We start from the raw sequence: 16090 nt of genomic DNA on the forward strand, positions 1-16090 counted from the left end.
AATGGCTTTTTGTAGCCTATATTCAAGGTGCTGCCGTAGCAGCTTTAGCGAATACCCACTTCTGGGGGGCTTCACTAAACCCACGCAGGGGTCGGCACCTAAGCCCACTGCCATGCAGGGCAAGAATGCATGGCTAACTCCCGCTGAGGAGCAGAGCAATGAAGAACATCTCCATAACTCTAGGTGCCATCTTGGCACTCGTCGCGGTTGGTGCCACAGCCCAAACACCCAACGACGCGCAAATTGCCGCGATCGTCGTTACTGCAAACCAAGTCGACATTGATGCGGGAAAACTTGCGGAGAAGGACGGTCACTCTCGCGACGTGAAGGCTTTCGGAAAACAGATGGTCACCGACCATACCGGTGTGAATAAACAGGCTGTGGCGCTGGTCAAGAAGCTAAAGGTCACTCCGGAGAAGAATCCAACGAGTGAKAGCTTGCAGTCTGGCGGCGACGAKAACGTGAAGTCTCTGAAAGGCCTCAAGGGCTCGAGCTTCGATAAGGCATATATCGACCACGAAGTCACGTATCACGAACAAGTGATTGATGCACTCGACAAGACGCTCATTCCCAATGCGCAGAACGATGAGCTAAAGKCGCTGCTGGTTGCTGTGCGCCCCGCGTTTATCGGACACCTGGAGCATGCAAAGAAGATCCAATCATCGCTCGACAAGTAATTCTCGGCATGAGAATGACGTCCATGCACCACCTACCCTCCCGATGCGATGGACGGGAGCGAAAACATCTGCTGGCGGTTGCGCTGTTCGTTGCGTKGAGCTTGCTCTGCGTCGGTCCAAGCGCAATCGCAGCCGAGAAGACAGCAAGACACACGGTGATGATCCAAGGCGCGAAGTTTGCGCCCGACGCCATTAGCGTCAAGCGAGGCGATACAATTGTGTGGGTCAACAAAGATCCCTATCCCCACACCGTCACTGCGCCTGGGGTGTTCGACTCACACAACATCGTTGCTGGCGGGTCGTGGCGATATATTGCGCACAAGGCCGGCGAGTTCCCCTACGCCTGCACGCTGCACCCAAATATGAAAGGTACGCTCAAGGTCGAATAGGTTAGGTACCCATACGGGAGTGCTGTCACTCAGCACCGGCCATCGCATTGCCCAACGGCCTGCCACCATGGCGAAGGACTTGAACGACCCTTGCTCGATCATGCATAGGCCTAAGCAGTGGCCCGCGCGCCTGCGGAAATCGATAGGCGCCGGACCGGCCGCGATTGCTACGGTCCGACCCTGTGAAGCTAAACGTTGCTGGTAGCGCGCGCCATGAGGCCCTCCACTGAATTAGCCACAGGCATGCCATGCTTCTTGGGGGCCAGGCCAACGAGACCATTCAATTCGAAGCCCGCGGTAAGTACGCTACCTGCCGCTTGCGCGCCTGCTTCCGCGGTCAAGTGATCGACGCCACAGCGACAAACTTTTTTGAGGCCTTGTGTCAAATTCGGGAAGCGCTGGCGTCGAAGCGTCTCCGCTCTGCCACGGCGGAAGCCTCGACGTGTACTCCATCGGTTCCGTCCGCAAAATGGATAGCGGACTCCGTGCCTATCGCCTCACTATGGGTTGGCGGGTGAGCCAGTTCGACGTAGTAGAAACGTTCGGCTGCGAAACGGAGATAGCCCAGGCTACTGTGGCGGAGCAACGCGACTATTGTTCGCAGCGGCTCGAATCCACCGCATGAGAACCAGTAGTTGCCGCGGATCGCTTTCCTCCGAACTCACGGCTACATTAATGACGTCAACGAGGCGCGACGGCTTCACGCCCGACTATGTTGCGCTTCGCGAGACACGATCGCGGAAGGCTTGATCCACGTGGTGGAGTTCAGGAGGCTATATTGAGCCACTCAAAAATCGTCGCTACTGAGCACGATGGGATCGAGCGATGGATTCACCAACCACTTAAGGTGGGCTGCTTCMTTGATCCGATCTCGATGCTTGTCGAAGACCTCCCCGAGGTCGCCAATATGGCCACCGGCCAGTTCATCAAGAGCCGAGCGCGAAATATAGCCTTTACTTTTGGCTCCATCCGCCTCGATGGTGAAGTACACCCGCTCCCCATCGTCGGACGGCTTCGGCGAATGTATCGAGAAGGAATTTGGCATTTTCAACTCCTCTGGTTTGATAAAGGAATCGTAGCATGAGCGTGTTAGTCCAGATCTTGAATGATGTCGATTGCCCGCTTGCCATAATAGAGCGCGGCCTGCTCCGCCGCCGCTCGGGTGATGTAGTCGCTGCGGTCGCCTGCCGGCCCGTAGATCATGTCGTCGTCCCGGTCAGCCGTGTAGCGGATGGCAATCATGTAGCCCCACTTTTGCCCTGGAGGCGGTTCCATTCGGCGCATCTCCGCGATCTCAAAGGCGATCGCGTGGACATACATGCTGCGGTACTCCTCAGTGATCCAGCGCATCCGTTCGCTCATGCCTGCTCCCCTGCCCGGCGGATCGGAATCGTGCCAGGCTCAACTGTACGCGTCCACCCAGGCCTTCGCCCAGGCGATCCCGGCTGCCGCAGCACGCTCAAACGAGGGGTAGTACCCCAAGGGATCCGATCCTTCCTCGATGCTACCGTCCTTCGCAACTGCACCGGATGCCTCGAAGGATCCGTCGCCAAGCTGCTTTGCAAAGCCGCGTACGGTGTAGCCCTGGTAGCTTTCGATTGTCATGTCGACCTCCACCCTGGACGGGGAATCGTAGCATGAAGAAACTGGTCAACCCCACCCTCGACGGCGAGGCCGGCGCCATCCTCTCCGACTGCGAGCAATACCGCTAGCTACCGCCTCTGGCACGAGTGGGGCCGAAGCAGCCCGGGCCTCGGCTTCATCATGCTCAATCCGTCGACCGCCGATCCAGCGACGCCCATTGGCTTCACCATGCCGCGCAACGCGTACTCGGCGTACCAGCCGATTATTCTCCTTGCATAACAGGAGTCCGATCGATGGTCGATCGTCGGCCGCCTTAAGCGTAGACCGTATTAAATCTGTCACCGTTGCGAAAGTAAATGTGTCAACACGCCAGATGATCTCAGTCGAWTCTGCGCCAGCCCTTACTGGACAAGCGTTTGCAGGCTGCGAACTAAATTTCACGAAGGCCGGATAGTCCATCGTGGACAAGTCGGCTGGGTCGTCCGAATAGCGTTCCAAGTCAGCATAGGGCGGGCACGAGAACACGAAATCAGCCTCGACGTCCGCCAGGTGCTGGCCGATCTTGCGGCTGTCACCCACGTGCCAGGCCGGCGCCGGGTCATCGGCACGCAGCAGATCGAGCTGCCCGCGATTGGCCGCCACCTGCTCGGCCCGCAGATCCATGCCGATGTACTGGCGCCCCAGCCGCGCCGAGACGATGCCGCGCACGCTGCCGCCCGCGAACGGGTCCAGCACTAGGCCGTCGGCCGGGCAGAACCAGCGGTACGCCAGCTCGCACAGGACCGGGTCGAAGATGCTGGTGCGGTGCTGCGCCGGCGCGCCGCGATCCGCCTTCTGGTGGTCTGACGCCCCAGCGTAGGCCGGTGCGTCGCGGCCCAGCTCGGACTGGATGCCCAGCGCCAGCCAGCCGCGCTTGCGATCCTGCCAGGCGGCGTCGCGCGCATTGAGCGTGCTGAATGGCGCGACCATGAAGCGCTCGGCCAACGAGCCCGCGCCGGCGCCGGGTGAGCTCGGTCGCGGCGGATCCAGCAGCTCGGCCAGATCGCCCGCGTCAAAGCCGATCACTGACAGGTCGAAATCCGCGTCGCGCAGGTCCGCTAGCTCGATCGCCAGCAGGTCGACATCCCAGCCGGCGTTCTCGGCCAGCTTGTTGTCCGCCAGGATGTACGCGCGCCGCTCATCCGCCGAYAGGTGCGACAGGTCGCCCGTGGGCACTTCACCCGCGACCGGGCAGTGGCGGATGGACTCGCCGGCGGCCCACAGCTGCGTGGCCGCTTCGAGCCGGCCGTGGCCGGCCAGCAGGTCGTCACCAGCGACCAACGCCGGGTTGGTCCAGCCGAACCGCCGCAGCGAGGCCTTGAGCTGCTCGACCTGGGCGGCGCTGTGCGTGCGCGCATTCCGCTCGTACCGGACCAGGTCTGCCGCCGCGCGGTAGGCGATGGCGAGTTGGCCGGACGTTTTCATAGGCGGGAATAATGCAGGCGACGCGGAAGAAAATAGCCCGGCGGGAAGCCGGGCAATCCACCACGGGGTGAGTGGAGGAGACAGGGTTGGGGTGGCGCGGGCCCATCTCGCGGCTTATCGGCGGTCAGGCCAGTTGGGCTGCTCTTTGCACCCTCACGTCATGCCGCCTACCGCGTTTTTCGCAGTGTTCKGGGGAACGCCACCGGCGGGCGGCATGCGTGAGGGGGCTCCCGAAGGGACATTCCCTCGGGGGCCATGATTGATTACAACGAACTGTCCAAAATAGGTGTATGGTCAAGATCCATACCCCTCTGCAATGTTTCGCACCCGGGAATTTCTGATTCACTCACCGGGGAGCACCATGTCAATTGCGCTCAGGTATGAGTCGACAGGCACAACGAGGAAGCACTCGTTMAAGTCTTCTCACAAGCTTTCGAGAACAGCGCCACAACCAACTTCGCCGCCGCCGGAACCGCCGGCTCTCCAAAAGGACGAGAGCTTCAAGTGGACGATGCCGGAGGACCCGAAAGGCGACTACGCGTAGCGATTAGGCCCAAGCCAAAGCAAAAAGCCCGCTTGCGCGGGCTTTGGACGTAATTCGCAGGTGTATCGAATTTCGGCATTTTTGTGCAAAATTTGCAAAAAGGCAAGTAAAAGTTATCCGGACGCCCTACGCCGCTTCCTCGACCCCTACCATTCGCGCGGCCTTCAGGCGAGTGGGCACGCGGAGGCGGCGCACTGCCAATGCGGGCTGGCCCTACTCGGCGATGGCCTGAGACGATACGAGATTCGCCGGGCGGCGCTCAGGCGTTGATCCAGGCGCGCGCCTGATCCAGCTCGTTGACGTGGAACGCCTTKATTTCAGCCTTCGTAAAGAACCGCGCCAGATGCATCGACGCGTGGATCCATCCCGCGTCGGCCACCACGGCGGCGCGCGTGATTTTGCGGGCCAAGGGAACGCCGAGCGTCAGGTCGGTCCACAGCGCCTTTGGCTCGATACCGGTGAAATGCTCGAAGCGTTCGAGCACGCGGGTCTTGCCGTTCAGTTCGAAATCCCCTCGCATGCGCTCGATGGCTTCGCGCAGCTCGCGGTCAGTGACTTTGCCTTCGACGGAAATCTCGACGACTGGGGAATCAGGGTCAGTGTGATACAGGATCATGGCAGGAGCACTCGGCTGGGGAGACGTTACACGCTCAGGCACGGACAAACCTAGCGTTCGATCACCTCCTGATCGTACGCCTTTTCACACGGCTCGGATCGCACGGGTCCCTGTGTTCGCCAGGACTGGACCCAGGTACTGGGAGACAAAACCCACTAACTGTGAGACGTKACAGTTTCCGCACCGAAACGGACAATCCCGCCAAAAAGTGCCCTGCTCAACCCATGGAATCGTGAAGGCACCATTTTCCGGTACATTGATAATGTTATCAATGTATGGGAAATAAGGCATCCGAGAAAGCCCTACTCCTCATCATCGAGCGATGACTCCAATTGCTGTGCCGTTGGCAAGATGCCGAGAAGACTGTCTGGAAGGGTTTCCGTTAGGCGTACCACATACTCGGCAACGCCGATTGGCTTCGCGGACTCGCGCAGTGCGTACTCAACGATCAGCCCGTTTTTACTCTTGCAGAGGATGAGGCCAATAGTGTGACCATCCGATRCCTGCCGGAGTTGCTCGTCGGCGACGGACAGGTAGAAGTTCATCTTGCCGGCGTACTCTGGCTTGAACTCATCCATCTTTAGCTCAACCACGATGAAACAGCGGAGTTTCAGGTGATAGAAGAGCAGATCGAGGTAGTAGTCCTGGCCGCCGACGCTCAGATGGTACTGACTACCGACGAAGGCGAAGCCGACGCCGAGCTCCACCAGAAAATCCTTCAGATGAGCCAGCAGGGTTCGCTCCAGCTCGCGCTCGCGTGCCGTCGCGCCAAGGGTCAAGAAGTCGAACTGATAGGGGTCCTTCAGTAACTGCTGCGCCAATTCGGATTGCTGGGCTGGCAAGGTGCGGTGGAAATTCGACAAGGCGGCGCCTTGTCGTTCGTGCAGCCGCGTCTCGATCTGGTGAACGAGTACATTGCGGCTCCAGCCATGCTCGACCGCGGCGCGKGCATACCAAGCGCGCGTCTCCGCATCGCTTAGCATCTCCAAGAGCTTGAGGTTGTGGCCCCAGGGCAATTGTGCAACAGCCTGTTGCACAATTGCCTCGTGCGGCCAGGCCTCGGCGAACGCCCGCATGTACATCAAATTGCGCGGGGAGAAGCCAGCCATGTCTGGGAAGGCCTGGCGAAGGTCGTTCGCTAGCCGATTAACCACCTTTTTGCCCCACCCCCCGCTTTTTGCCGTTGCAGGATCGAGCCTCCGATGCGCCAGTACAGCAAGAGCAGTTCCCGGTTGACCGCCAGCGACGTACGTAGCCGCGCCTGCTGGACTTCCTCCTTCAGTTGGCCAAGCCAGGCAACATAGTCGTCGGGAAGGGAATCCGCCGCTGCACGGCGTGGGGAAGATCGAGTAGCCATCCGCACATTATTTCACATCACCCGGTCCGCCCKACGCGGAAATGCTCCACGCTCTGCCCGGCGTTGACCGCCCGCTGCAGCCAGTCCGGCATGGCGCCGTGGCCATCCCAGCCCTGTCCGTGCGCGTTGCGATAGCGCACCGCCCCGGGCAATGTCGCCGGTGGCGGCTCCATAAAACAGCCGGCGGCCTGCGCTGGGCCAGGGTCAGGCCGTGCTGGGCCATCTGGATGCGGATCCAGGTAATCGCTTCGGCGCGCTCGATTTCAATCGACATGGTGTTGGTGAACAGATTTAGGGAGGCGAGCGATCCGGCGTGGCGTCGCCGGGAAGGCGTGGCCCGCTCTCTTTGCTTAAATTTTAATCAAATCCGTTGAGGCCGTCGGCACTCGGCCCCCGCGCGGCTTGTCCACAGGCTTGTCCCCTTGCGCGGTGGATAAATGCCATCCGACACMTTCCGGCGCCCCCCTCAAGCCGGCCCCGGTCTGAACTTGGTTTTGATCGCCGGCGCCCGACGCCGGGCCAGCGCCAGATGGCGCGCCGCAGCKGCCTCCGCCTGGGCGCGCTCGGCCCCCCGCAGCGCCGCGTCCAGTTCGGCCCGCAGCGCGTCCTGTGCCGCCCGCCCTTGTCCAAGTGCCTGCTGTGCCTGAGCCAGTTGCTCGCCGAGCGTGTCGCGCTCGGCCTGCAGCCGCGCCCGCGCCTCGGCGCCGGCCACGGCGGCGGCTTGCGCCCTCGCCTGCMCGGCCGCCARKTCGGTGCGCAGGTCCGCCGCCGCCTGCTCGCCCTTCTGGCGCAGCGTGCGTTCCTGGTCGATCTCGCGMAGCGCGCGGCGTTCGGTGGCACTGGCCCGCTCCTGGGCCACGGCGACCTGCTCGCGGGTGTGCTCCAGCTCGGTCGAGAATTGGGTACGTAGCTCCTGCAGTTGCCGCTCGAGCGCTGCGAGCTGACGCGTACCTGCCTCCTGACGCGCCTGGGCAGCCGCGAGAGCCTGGCGCGCGGCCTCCAGTTCGCCCTGGAGCGCGGCGCKGGCCTGCTGGGCGGCGTCGCAGTCGGCCTGGACGGCGGCAGTCTCCTGCTCGGCCACCACCACCGCGGCGCGCGCGTGGTCGCGCTGGGCCTCGGCCTCGCTGGCCTGTAAGCGCGCTTCCGCCCGCAAGGCGGCCAGCTCGCCGGTGGCCGCCTCGTTAGCGGCCTGCCAGATCGATTGCACGGCATGGGCGGCGATCGCCTTGAGTGCGTCCGGCAGCCCGGGGTGGTCGATGGTCACCCGCATCTTGTCGCGCAGGTCCGTCCAGAACTGCGCCAGCACCTCGGTCGGCGTGCCCATGCTGCCCTTGCGCACCAGTTGATAGAGCTTGTTGGCAGTGGGGGTGATGCCGTAGCGGAAAAAGAGCAGGCCGCAGACCTCGCGGTAGAGGGAGACCGCGCCAAAGCGGGGGCTGAGATCGGCMCTCCCTCAAGAGGATAATGAGCCACCTACAATGTGCTCATGCCCCTCGACCCTTAGCGATCTCCGTCCTTCAACAGCGAATCAGCCCGCGGGGCTTGAGCCCGCTGGTCTGCCGGCGCGTATTCGTTCCCATGCACATGACGCACGGGTAACTTCACAATGTCATCCAGGTAGTCATGGCCTGGACGCACGAACATCTGCTCTTGAGCGAAGACTGATCTCAGCCCCCGCTTTGGCGCGGTCTCCCAGGACTACCGCTTCGTGATGGCGCCATTCAGCCAATGTCATCCTCCGACAGCGCCTCGTACCCCGCCGTCACATCGAACAGCTCCTCGTCGATCGCGCTTTGCCGCTCGTTATGAAACCGGCCGCGAAGGCTGGCGAGCAGTTCGTCGATGTTCTTGTCGGCCCGCTCCATCGCCGCTAGGCGGCTGGCGTTCTCGCTCGCCAGCGATTCGGCGCAGGCGCTGAACAGCGAGATAAAAAGGTGCTCGCGGATCAACGCGCGCATCGTGGCGGTGCCACCCCCGATCACTTCCGGCGGGTTCGGCGTTGGCCAGCGCTGTGCCAGCAACCCGGCCAGCCATTGCGCGTCAAGCGGCAACAGGCGCTGCTCAACCGGCTGGTAGAGGGCGCCCGGCCTTGGCTGGTTGTAGAAGACGTAGATACGGGGCTGCGCGGCCTGGCTCGGGTGTGTTTCCGTATCGAGCTGCAGCCGGTCGACCAGCGGGGCAATGGCCTCGACCGAGCCGGGCACCGCATAGGTGCCGGCCACGGTCACGCCGGCGCTGGCCAGGCGTGCCCGCACCCGCTCGCCGACGGCCCAGACCTCTCGCTTTCCGGGCATGGCCAGGAGCGCTTTGAGCGCATGGTCGACGATCACCTCATTGAACTGGCCCACCAGCCCCTGGTCGGAGCCGAACACGATGGCGCCGACCGCTCCCGTTGAGGCAGGCTTGCTTTCCCCCGGCGTTAAACCGGCCGGCGCCAGCGTACGCAGGCATGCCCAAAGACCCAGGCTCACCGCGCGGCGGTAGTCGGCCAGCGCCAGCACGGACTGTTCGTACTGGCTGATGCTGGAGGCGGCCAACGCGCGCATGGTGCGAACAACGGTTTGCAGATGCGTGGCGCTGCCGATCTGGTGCCGCAGCGTGGCGGCCGAGTCGCTCATTGCCTCCCCCCCTCTGCCGGAGAATGTGCCCGCGCTTCGAGCCCGGCCCCGGTATCAGCACCGGCCTGGAACTGCGCAAGGGCGGCGCGGACGATCGCGGTAACTGCCTGGCCATCGGCCTCGTCCGGCTTGCCCGCGGCCTCGAAGCGGGCGGATATCGCGGGCGGGATGCTCACCGCCGCGGCGCGCGCTGCAAGCTGCGCGTCCTGCATCCGGTCCAGCGGCATGGCATCGAACAGCCGCGCGGTCAGCGCGCTCAGGATGGCGATCTGCGCTGGCACCGGGACCGGGTCCGATTCGGGCTGCATCAGGCAGGCGCGAATGCGCTGACCGTGCGCGATGGACTGGCGGCTGTCGTCATCGAGCCGGGCGCCGAAACGGGAAAACGTCTCGAGTTCCTCGAACTGCGCGTAGGCGAGCTTGAGATCGCCGGCCACGGCGCGAAAGCTGCCCCGCTGCGCCTTGCCGCCCACGCGCGACACCGACTTGCCGACATCCACCGCGGGCAGCACGCCAAGCTCGAACAGCGTAGGCGACAGATAGACCTGGCCGTCGGTGATCGAGATCAGGTTGGTCGGGATGTAAGCCGACATGTCCTGCGCCTCGGTCTCGATGATCGGCAGCGCGGTAATCGAGCCGCCACCGCGCTCGGCGGCGAGGTGCGTGGCCCGCTCCAGCAGCCGCGAATGGATATAAAAGATGTCCMCCGGGAAAGCCTCGCGGCCGGGCGGGCGGCGCAGCAGCAGCGAAAGCTCGCGGTAGGCACGGGCGTGCTGGGTGAGGTCGTCATAGACGATCAGTACGTCCCGCCCGGCCTCCATGAAGTGCTCGGCGATGCTGGTGGCGGCATACGGCGCGATATAGGCCAGCCCCGGTGGCTGGTTGCCTTCGGTGACGACCACGACGGTATAGTCCATCGCCCCCTTGGCGCGCAGGGTCGCCACCGCCTTGGCGACGGCCGAGGCGCGCTGGCCGATGGCGCAATACACGCACACGACGTCCTGGCCGCGCTGGTTCAGAATGGTATCGATGGCGATCGCGGTCTTGCCGGTCTGGCGGTCCCCCAGGATCAGCTCGCGCTGGCCGCGCCCGATGGGGATCAGCGCATCGATGACTTTCACGCCGGTCTGCAGCGGCACCGTGACCGCCGCGCGCTCCATGATGGGCGCGGCCGGGCGCTCGATCKGCAACCGCGCGCTGGCCGCGAGCGGCCCGAGGCCATCGAGCGGCCGGCCCAGCGGATCGATCACGCGCCCGAGCAGCGTCTTGCCCACGGGCACGTCCATCACTCGGCCCGTGCGCTCGACCTGGTCGCCGGCCCGCAGCCGCCAGTAGTCGTCGAGCAGCACCACGCCGACCTCGCCTTCATCGACATTGAACGCGATGCCGTACACGTCGCCGGGAAAGCGCACTAGCTCGTCATAGCCGATGCCAGGCAGGCCGGAGACTTGCGCGACGCCCGTGGCCACGCTGACGATCGTGCCCACCTCCTGCGCTGCCAGTGCCGGCACGAACCGGCTGCGCGCCTCGCCCATGGCGGCKAATGCCCGTTCGATGGCGGTTTGCGGCGGGGTAAGCGCGAAGGTCATGGCTGGCTGGCCTCGGGCTTCGGCGCTGGCTTCGGCGCGGCCTGTGGCGCGGATTCCGGCTCGGGCCCGGCATGCATCGCCGCGTTCTCCGGGCTCAGCAGTTCGCTCACGGCATGCTCCAGCGAGCCGAGATAGCGATCGATGCTCCAGGCCAGCTTCTGGCCGCCGACGATTAGTTCGATGCCGCTTACCAGTTCCGGAGCCGTGTCGAACTGCAAGGGGATGGCGGTGCTCAGGATTTCATCCGCCGCCGCCTGGATGGCGGCGCGCTGTGCGGCAGGCAGCGCGAAMGCACTGCGCACCACCGCGTGCGCCGCCGGCCGCCTGAAGGMGGCCGCAAGACTAGCTCTCGCCGGTTCGTCGAGCGCACGCAGGCGGCGGATGAAGACGTCGGCCACGCGTTCTTCGAGACTCGCCGAGGCCAGGTCCGCGAGCGCCCGGCGGGCGACGGCAAACACCTCGCGCCGCGCCAGGTCGCCGAGCGCCTGCGTCAGTTGACCGGATTCGCTGCGCAGCGCTTCCTGCCGTTTCGTTGCAAGCGCGTCCGCTGCCTGGCGCGCGGCTTCAAGCAATTGCCGGCGCTGTGTCTCGGCATCGCCAGCCGCCTGTGCCAGCAGCGCAGCGCGCTCGCGCTCGAACGCATCGGTCTTCTGCTGGAACGCCTCGCCTTGCTTGCGCGCCTCGGCCTCCCTGGCGCTGGCATCGGCGATCTGCCTGGCGATCCTGCCCTCGCGGGCGTCGATKGCGTCAAGCACGGGCTGGTAAAGAAAGCGCTTCAGCAGCCAGACGAGGATGACGAAGTTGAGCGCCTGCGCGCCAACGGTGAACCAGTCGATCAGCATGGCTTACCTGGCCACCGCGCGGGCGATGGCGGCGTTCCAGAAGGGGTTGGCAAAGATCAGGATCATCGAGACGACGAAGCAGTAGATCGCCGTCGACTCAATCATCGCCAGGCCGACAAAGAGCGTGCGCGTGATCGTGGCCGATGCATCGGGCTGCTGCGCCAGCGACGTCAGCGCTGTCGCTACCGCCCGGCCTTCCGCGAGCGCGGGCCCCATGCAGCCGAAGCCGGTGCAGAGGCCGGCCATGGCGATCGATGCCACCGCGATGATTGTCAGGCTGTCCATGGGATGGTTCCTTGGTCGGGTTCAGGGTGTTTTTTCGATCGGCAGGCCTGGCTCCGCCTTGCCGCTATGCGTGGCCGCCGCGAGATAGACCGCGGCCAGGATGCTGAAGATATAAGCCTGCACCATGCCGGTAAGCAGGCCGAGCGCGGTCATCACGATGGGAAACAGGAACGGCGTGATCGTCACCAGAATGGCGATGATCATGGCTCCGCTCATCATATTGCCGAACAGGCGAACAGCCAGCGCCAGCGTGCGCGACAGTTCGCTGATGATGTTGAACGGCAGCATCATCAAGGTCGGCTCGAGGTAGGACTTCAGGTAGCCGCGCAGCCCCTGGTCGCGGATGCCGTACAGCGGCACCGCCACGAACACGCACAACGCCAGCGCCAGCGTGGTCKACAGCGATCCGGTGGGCGGCTCGTAGCCGGGAACGATGGTAAACAGGCTGGCCGCGGCKACGAACAGGAACAGGGTGCCCAGGAAACCGAGATACTTGCGCGGCTGGCGCAGGCCGACTTCCGCGATCTGCTGCGCGATCMCGGTCACGATAATTTCAAGCAGGTTCTGCCAGCGCGAGCGGCGGTGGCCGGACGAGAGCCGGCGCGTGACCAGCCAGGAGCCCAGGGTCAGCACCCCCATCAGCACCCAGGTGAAAAGGATCGTGCCGTTGAGCTTGACGAAGCCGTGCTGCCAGAAGATCCACTGGTCAGGGCTGAGGCGCATGGCCCGTCTCCCGAGGCGCCGGGGTGCGGCGGTGGTCCGCCCATCGCCCCGTCATCCATGTCACCGCMAGGCGTGCCACTGCGAAACCAGCCAGGCAGGCAGCCATCCGCTCCCATTGCCCCGCGCCGACGGCGTAGAAGCCGAGCAGCGTGACGCCCATGCGCAGCAGCAGGCTGCCCAGCAGCCATAGGGCCGACTTTCCGGATGAAAGCGTCCGGCGGACCGTCCACCACAGGCCGCCGAAAAAGAAGCCTCCGAGTGCGCCACCCACGAGGGCCGCAAGCAGCAATGCCGCCACGTCATGTATTCGCATCGTCTTTCTCCTCCTCGTTCTGGCCCTGGTCCCGCCGCATGGCGCGGTCCTCCTTGGCGACCCAGTGCCACGCATTGAAGCAGCCGAGCACCAGGCCGGCCACCAGCAGCGCCAGCGTCCACACGTGCCGGCCCGGATAGTGCTTGTCCAGCCAGATGCCCAGCGCCGCGCCGAGTAGCGTCGGCACAACCACCGACCAGCCGACCAGCCCCATCATGCCCAGCCCGAACCAGACCCCCGGCACGCCCTKGCGCCGCGCCCTGAGCTTGCGCTGCGCCTTGGCGCCCACTTTGCCTGCCAGCGTGGGCTCGGGCTTCGGCTGTCCGCCGGGCGGTGGCACGGTCATGGCGACGGCTTGTGAAGCTTGGCGAAGCGGGCAAGAAAGCCCGTCTCCAGCTTAGCCATGACCGTGCGCAGGCTGCGCGCCTGCTCGTCCTGGGCCAGGAACTCGCGCTCCACGGTGTCGCGCAGCGTGGCCAGGTCGGCGCCTGCCATGGCGCGGCGCACCGACACGCGCACATCGAGGCCGGTCTTGACCAGCACGCCCTCATCGACCGCGATAAACACTTCGCCATCGGCCGGCGTTTCAAAGGCCAGGATGCCGGGCGCGAGCGCCGCGACGCAATCGAGGCGATGCGGCAGCATGCCGAACGCCCCCCCGGCGGTCTCCGCCACGATGCGCAACACCTCGCGCTTGCGCAGGAAGACCCGGAAKGGCAGCAGTATTTCAAGAAGCATGTGATCCGGCGGCATGACTCTCCTCTGCTGGTTCTGGCGCCACGGGCGCGGGCTTGCCCCTCGCTTCGGCTATCGGCCCGATCATGTAGAGCGCGCTTTCGGGGTAGTCCTTGAACTCGTCGCGCAGAATGCGCTCGCACCCATCGAGCGAATCCGCCAGGCTGACTGTCCTGCCCTTGATGCCGGTGAACTGCTCCGTGGTGAAGAACGGCTGGGTCAGGAAACGCTCCAGGCGGCGGGCGCGGGCGACGACGTCGCGGTCGGCGGGGGAGAGCTGTTCCAGCCCCAGCATGGCGATGATGTCCTTGAGTTCCGCGTACTGGGCCAGCGTGCGGCGGATATCCTGCGCCAGGCGATAGTGGCGCGCGCCGACGATGCCGGGCGTGGCCATCCTGGAATTCGATTGCAGCGGGTCGACGGCCGGGTAGAGGCCCTCGCTTGCGCGCTTGCGCGATAGCACGATGGACGCCGACAGGTGCGAGAAGGTATGCACCGCTGCCGGGTCGGTGAAATCGTCCGCAGGCACGTAGACCGCCTGGATCGAGGTGATGGCACCGGTGTCGGTGTTGGCGATGCGCTCCTCCAGCCCAGACAGTTCGGTGCCCATGGTCGGCTGGTAGCCCAGCCGCGACGGCATCTGCCCCATCAGGCCCGAGATCTCCGATCCGGCCTGGATAAAGCGGAAGATATTGTCGATCAGCAGCAGGACGTCGCGGTGCTCATCGTCGCGGAAGTACTCGGCCATCGTCAGCGCCGCATGGCCAACCCGGAAGCGCGCGCCCGGGGGCTCGTTCATCTGGCCGAAGACCATGACCATGTCCTGCAGGACGCCGGCCTCGCGCATGTCGTGGTAAAGCTCCTCGCCCTCGCGGCAGCGCTCGCCGATGCCGCAGAAGATGCTCACGCCCCGGTGATGCCCGACCATGTTGTGGATCAGCTCGGTGAGCAGCACCGTCTTGCCCACGCCCGCGCCGCCAAACAGGCCTGCCTTGCCTCCGGTTTCGAGCGGCAGCAGCACGTCGATCGCCTTGATGCCGGTCTCGAACACCATCGACTGCGTGGAGCGCTGAGACAGGGGCGGCGGCGCCCGGTGCACCGAACGCCACTGGACATGCTGCGGCGCCGGCAACCGGTCGATGGGCTGGCCGAACACGTCGAACATGCGCGACAGGATGCTGGCGCCCACCGGCGCCTGCAACGGCCCACCGGTGTCCTGCACCGCCATGCCTCGCGCCAGCCCCTGGGTGGAGGTCAGCGCGATGCAGCGCACATGCCGCGCATCCCGCTGCGCCAGGACTTCGATGGCGATCCGGCCATCCACGCCGGTACGCAGCAAGGTGCGAATCGGCGGCAGCCCCGCCTCGAAGCGCACGTCGACGACGCTGCCGCGCACCGCAGCAACCACGCCCCGGCTCGCGCTCACCGGCAGCCTCCATGTGCGGGCGGAGCCGGTCCATGCGGGCACGTGGCCCCCAACCGTGCCGGCATGGCCGTCCGGCGATGCGCCACTGGCGCTGTCCTTGCTCCGGTCATGCGATCATCCTCAAGCCGCCCGTGCCCTTGCTGCCGTTTTCACCGTGATGCCCACACCAGGCGCCGCGCGTGCGGCAATGCACAATGATGCGCTTCTGCAGCGGGGAAAAGTTGATACAGGTCAACTTAGCGCATGCGTGGCCCCGAAGCAAGACGTTGCGCAGCCGGTGCTGACGAGAGCGCGCCAAATCGGGGGCAAACCACAGGACCGCTGCCGAGAGGCCAATGAGGCACCTACAATGCGCGCATGGCTTCCGATCCTGGGCCGGCGATCTCCGTCCTTCAACTTCGAATTGCTCTGCGCGGCCTGAGCCCGCCGGTTTGGCGGCGCGTCCTCGTTCCCGAGCACTTGACCCTCGGGCGAAATGTCATCCAAGTCGTCATGGGCTGGGCCGACGAACATCTGCACGAGTTCAGCATTCGTGGCAGACGTTACGGCGAAGCTCATGAGGGCATCTTGCAGTTCTGCACAGTGGCAAACGAACTGCCKCTGACCGCGTTTCATCTCCGCGAACACGAAGGCTTCGTCTATGTGTATGACTTCAACGCGTGGTGGCGCCACGAGATACGGATGGAGCGGCGTATGCTGCGGGAACATCCTGGTCGGCTGCCCCGTTGCGTGGCGGGTTGCGGGCCATGTCCGCCCGAGGACATTGGCGGGATCGAGAGGTATCTGGAGGCCAGGGGCGAACACAGTGAATATGAGTTCGTCGATTGGATCGAGTCGCTGCGCGAAGGGCCTATCGTGTTGGAAGACCTACGCGACGCGGTCGACCGGTGGCTGACTTGGCTGGATCGTCGCTTTGACCGTCAGACCG

Annotated in this window: 18 protein-coding genes and 2 pseudogenes; 4 read left to right on the forward strand and 16 right to left on the reverse strand. The window is 64.7% G+C overall.

Annotation, left to right across the window (positions count from 1 at the left end; genetic code table 11):
• The first annotated feature begins 158 nt into the window (after window positions 1–158).
• Both AC1DKV_RS34010 and AC1DKV_RS34015 read left to right on the forward strand, forming a co-directional pair.
• Window positions 159–677 (forward strand): DUF4142 domain-containing protein, encoded by a 519-nt coding sequence (locus AC1DKV_RS34010; protein WP_477139076.1) that lies wholly within the window; start codon window positions 159–161, stop codon window positions 675–677.
• Window positions 678–700: 23 nt separating this feature from the next.
• A complete protein-coding gene (locus tag AC1DKV_RS34015; RefSeq protein WP_477139077.1) occupies window positions 701–1066 on the forward strand; it encodes a cupredoxin domain-containing protein in 366 nt (121 codons plus the stop codon).
• A gap of 787 nt (window positions 1067–1853) precedes the next feature.
• Here the strand turns inward: AC1DKV_RS34015 and AC1DKV_RS34020 are convergent.
• Genes AC1DKV_RS34020 through AC1DKV_RS34030 form a run of 3 tightly spaced genes read right to left on the reverse strand, consistent with a single transcriptional unit; the run spans window position 1854 to window position 2671 of the window.
• Entirely contained in the window at window positions 1854–2111 is a 258-nt protein-coding gene (locus AC1DKV_RS34020; protein WP_477139078.1) for a hypothetical protein, read from the reverse strand.
• A 44-nt stretch (window positions 2112–2155) separates the two neighbouring features.
• Window positions 2156–2428, reverse strand: coding sequence for a hypothetical protein (locus tag AC1DKV_RS34025; RefSeq protein ID WP_441622542.1), 273 nt, complete (start codon window positions 2426–2428; stop codon window positions 2156–2158).
• A gap of 39 nt (window positions 2429–2467) precedes the next feature.
• Window positions 2468–2671 carry a hypothetical protein gene (locus AC1DKV_RS34030; protein WP_441622544.1) on the reverse strand — a complete coding sequence of 68 codons (204 nt, stop codon included), beginning with the start codon at window positions 2669–2671 and terminating at the stop codon, window positions 2468–2470.
• Window positions 2672–2815: 144 nt separating this feature from the next.
• Between AC1DKV_RS34030 and AC1DKV_RS34035 the strand changes: the two are divergent.
• Window positions 2816–2929, forward strand: a pseudogene (locus AC1DKV_RS34035) (hypothetical protein); the annotation flags it as partial.
• Window positions 2930–4917: 1988 nt separating this feature from the next.
• Here the strand turns inward: AC1DKV_RS34035 and AC1DKV_RS34040 are convergent.
• The 13 genes and pseudogenes from AC1DKV_RS34040 to atpD all read right to left on the reverse strand — a co-directional run bounded on the left by AC1DKV_RS34040 (window position 4918) and on the right by atpD (window position 15162).
• Window positions 4918–5274, reverse strand: a complete 357-nt coding sequence (locus tag AC1DKV_RS34040) for a SpoIIAA family protein (protein ID WP_441622546.1) — start codon at window positions 5272–5274, stop codon at window positions 4918–4920.
• 302 nt (window positions 5275–5576) lie between these two features.
• Window positions 5577–6428, reverse strand: a complete 852-nt coding sequence (locus AC1DKV_RS34045; RefSeq protein WP_477139079.1) for a PDDEXK nuclease domain-containing protein — start codon at window positions 6426–6428, stop codon at window positions 5577–5579.
• A 220-nt stretch (window positions 6429–6648) separates the two neighbouring features.
• Window positions 6649–6905, reverse strand: a pseudogene (locus AC1DKV_RS34050) (H-NS histone family protein).
• A 192-nt stretch (window positions 6906–7097) separates the two neighbouring features.
• Entirely contained in the window at window positions 7098–7970 is an 873-nt protein-coding gene (locus AC1DKV_RS34055; RefSeq protein WP_477139080.1) for a DNA-binding protein, read from the reverse strand.
• A gap of 382 nt (window positions 7971–8352) precedes the next feature.
• The gene (locus AC1DKV_RS34060; RefSeq protein ID WP_441622552.1) at window positions 8353–9249 is read right to left on the reverse strand and encodes a F0F1 ATP synthase subunit gamma; all 897 of its coding nucleotides are present in this window, start codon (window positions 9247–9249) and stop codon (window positions 8353–8355) included.
• Complete coding sequence (locus AC1DKV_RS34065) at window positions 9246–10838, reverse strand: alternate F1F0 ATPase, F1 subunit alpha (protein ID WP_477139081.1); 1593 nt, start codon at window positions 10836–10838, stop codon at window positions 9246–9248. Before AC1DKV_RS34065 ends, AC1DKV_RS34060 begins: the two co-directional genes overlap by 4 nt.
• The gene (locus AC1DKV_RS34070; protein WP_477139082.1) at window positions 10835–11680 is read right to left on the reverse strand and encodes a F0F1 ATP synthase subunit B family protein; all 846 of its coding nucleotides are present in this window, start codon (window positions 11678–11680) and stop codon (window positions 10835–10837) included. Before AC1DKV_RS34070 ends, AC1DKV_RS34065 begins: the two co-directional genes overlap by 4 nt.
• 3 nt (window positions 11681–11683) lie before the next feature.
• The gene (locus tag AC1DKV_RS34075; RefSeq protein ID WP_150990106.1) at window positions 11684–11965 is read right to left on the reverse strand and encodes a F0F1 ATP synthase subunit C; all 282 of its coding nucleotides are present in this window, start codon (window positions 11963–11965) and stop codon (window positions 11684–11686) included.
• A gap of 21 nt (window positions 11966–11986) precedes the next feature.
• Window positions 11987–12688 (reverse strand): F0F1 ATP synthase subunit A, encoded by a 702-nt coding sequence (locus AC1DKV_RS34080; protein ID WP_477139083.1) that lies wholly within the window; start codon window positions 12686–12688, stop codon window positions 11987–11989.
• Window positions 12672–13001 (reverse strand): N-ATPase subunit AtpR, encoded by a 330-nt coding sequence (locus AC1DKV_RS34085; protein ID WP_441622560.1) that lies wholly within the window; start codon window positions 12999–13001, stop codon window positions 12672–12674. Before AC1DKV_RS34085 ends, AC1DKV_RS34080 begins: the two co-directional genes overlap by 17 nt.
• Window positions 12988–13347, reverse strand: a complete 360-nt coding sequence (locus AC1DKV_RS34090; RefSeq protein WP_477139084.1) for an AtpZ/AtpI family protein — start codon at window positions 13345–13347, stop codon at window positions 12988–12990. The genes AC1DKV_RS34085 and AC1DKV_RS34090 overlap by 14 nt, the downstream gene beginning before the upstream one ends.
• Window positions 13344–13739 carry a F0F1 ATP synthase subunit epsilon gene (locus AC1DKV_RS34095; protein ID WP_441622564.1) on the reverse strand — a complete coding sequence of 132 codons (396 nt, stop codon included), beginning with the start codon at window positions 13737–13739 and terminating at the stop codon, window positions 13344–13346. The genes AC1DKV_RS34090 and AC1DKV_RS34095 overlap by 4 nt, the downstream gene beginning before the upstream one ends.
• Window positions 13729–15162, reverse strand: coding sequence for a F0F1 ATP synthase subunit beta (atpD, locus tag AC1DKV_RS34100; protein ID WP_441622566.1), 1434 nt, complete (start codon window positions 15160–15162; stop codon window positions 13729–13731). Before atpD ends, AC1DKV_RS34095 begins: the two co-directional genes overlap by 11 nt.
• A 357-nt stretch (window positions 15163–15519) precedes the next feature.
• On the opposite strand from atpD, the gene AC1DKV_RS34105 reads away from it, so the two are divergent.
• On the forward strand, window positions 15520–16090 hold a 571-nt coding region (locus tag AC1DKV_RS34105), incomplete at its 3' end, for a plasmid pRiA4b ORF-3 family protein (RefSeq protein ID WP_477139085.1).

Source organism: Cupriavidus sp. 05T41 (genome assembly GCF_056396525.1).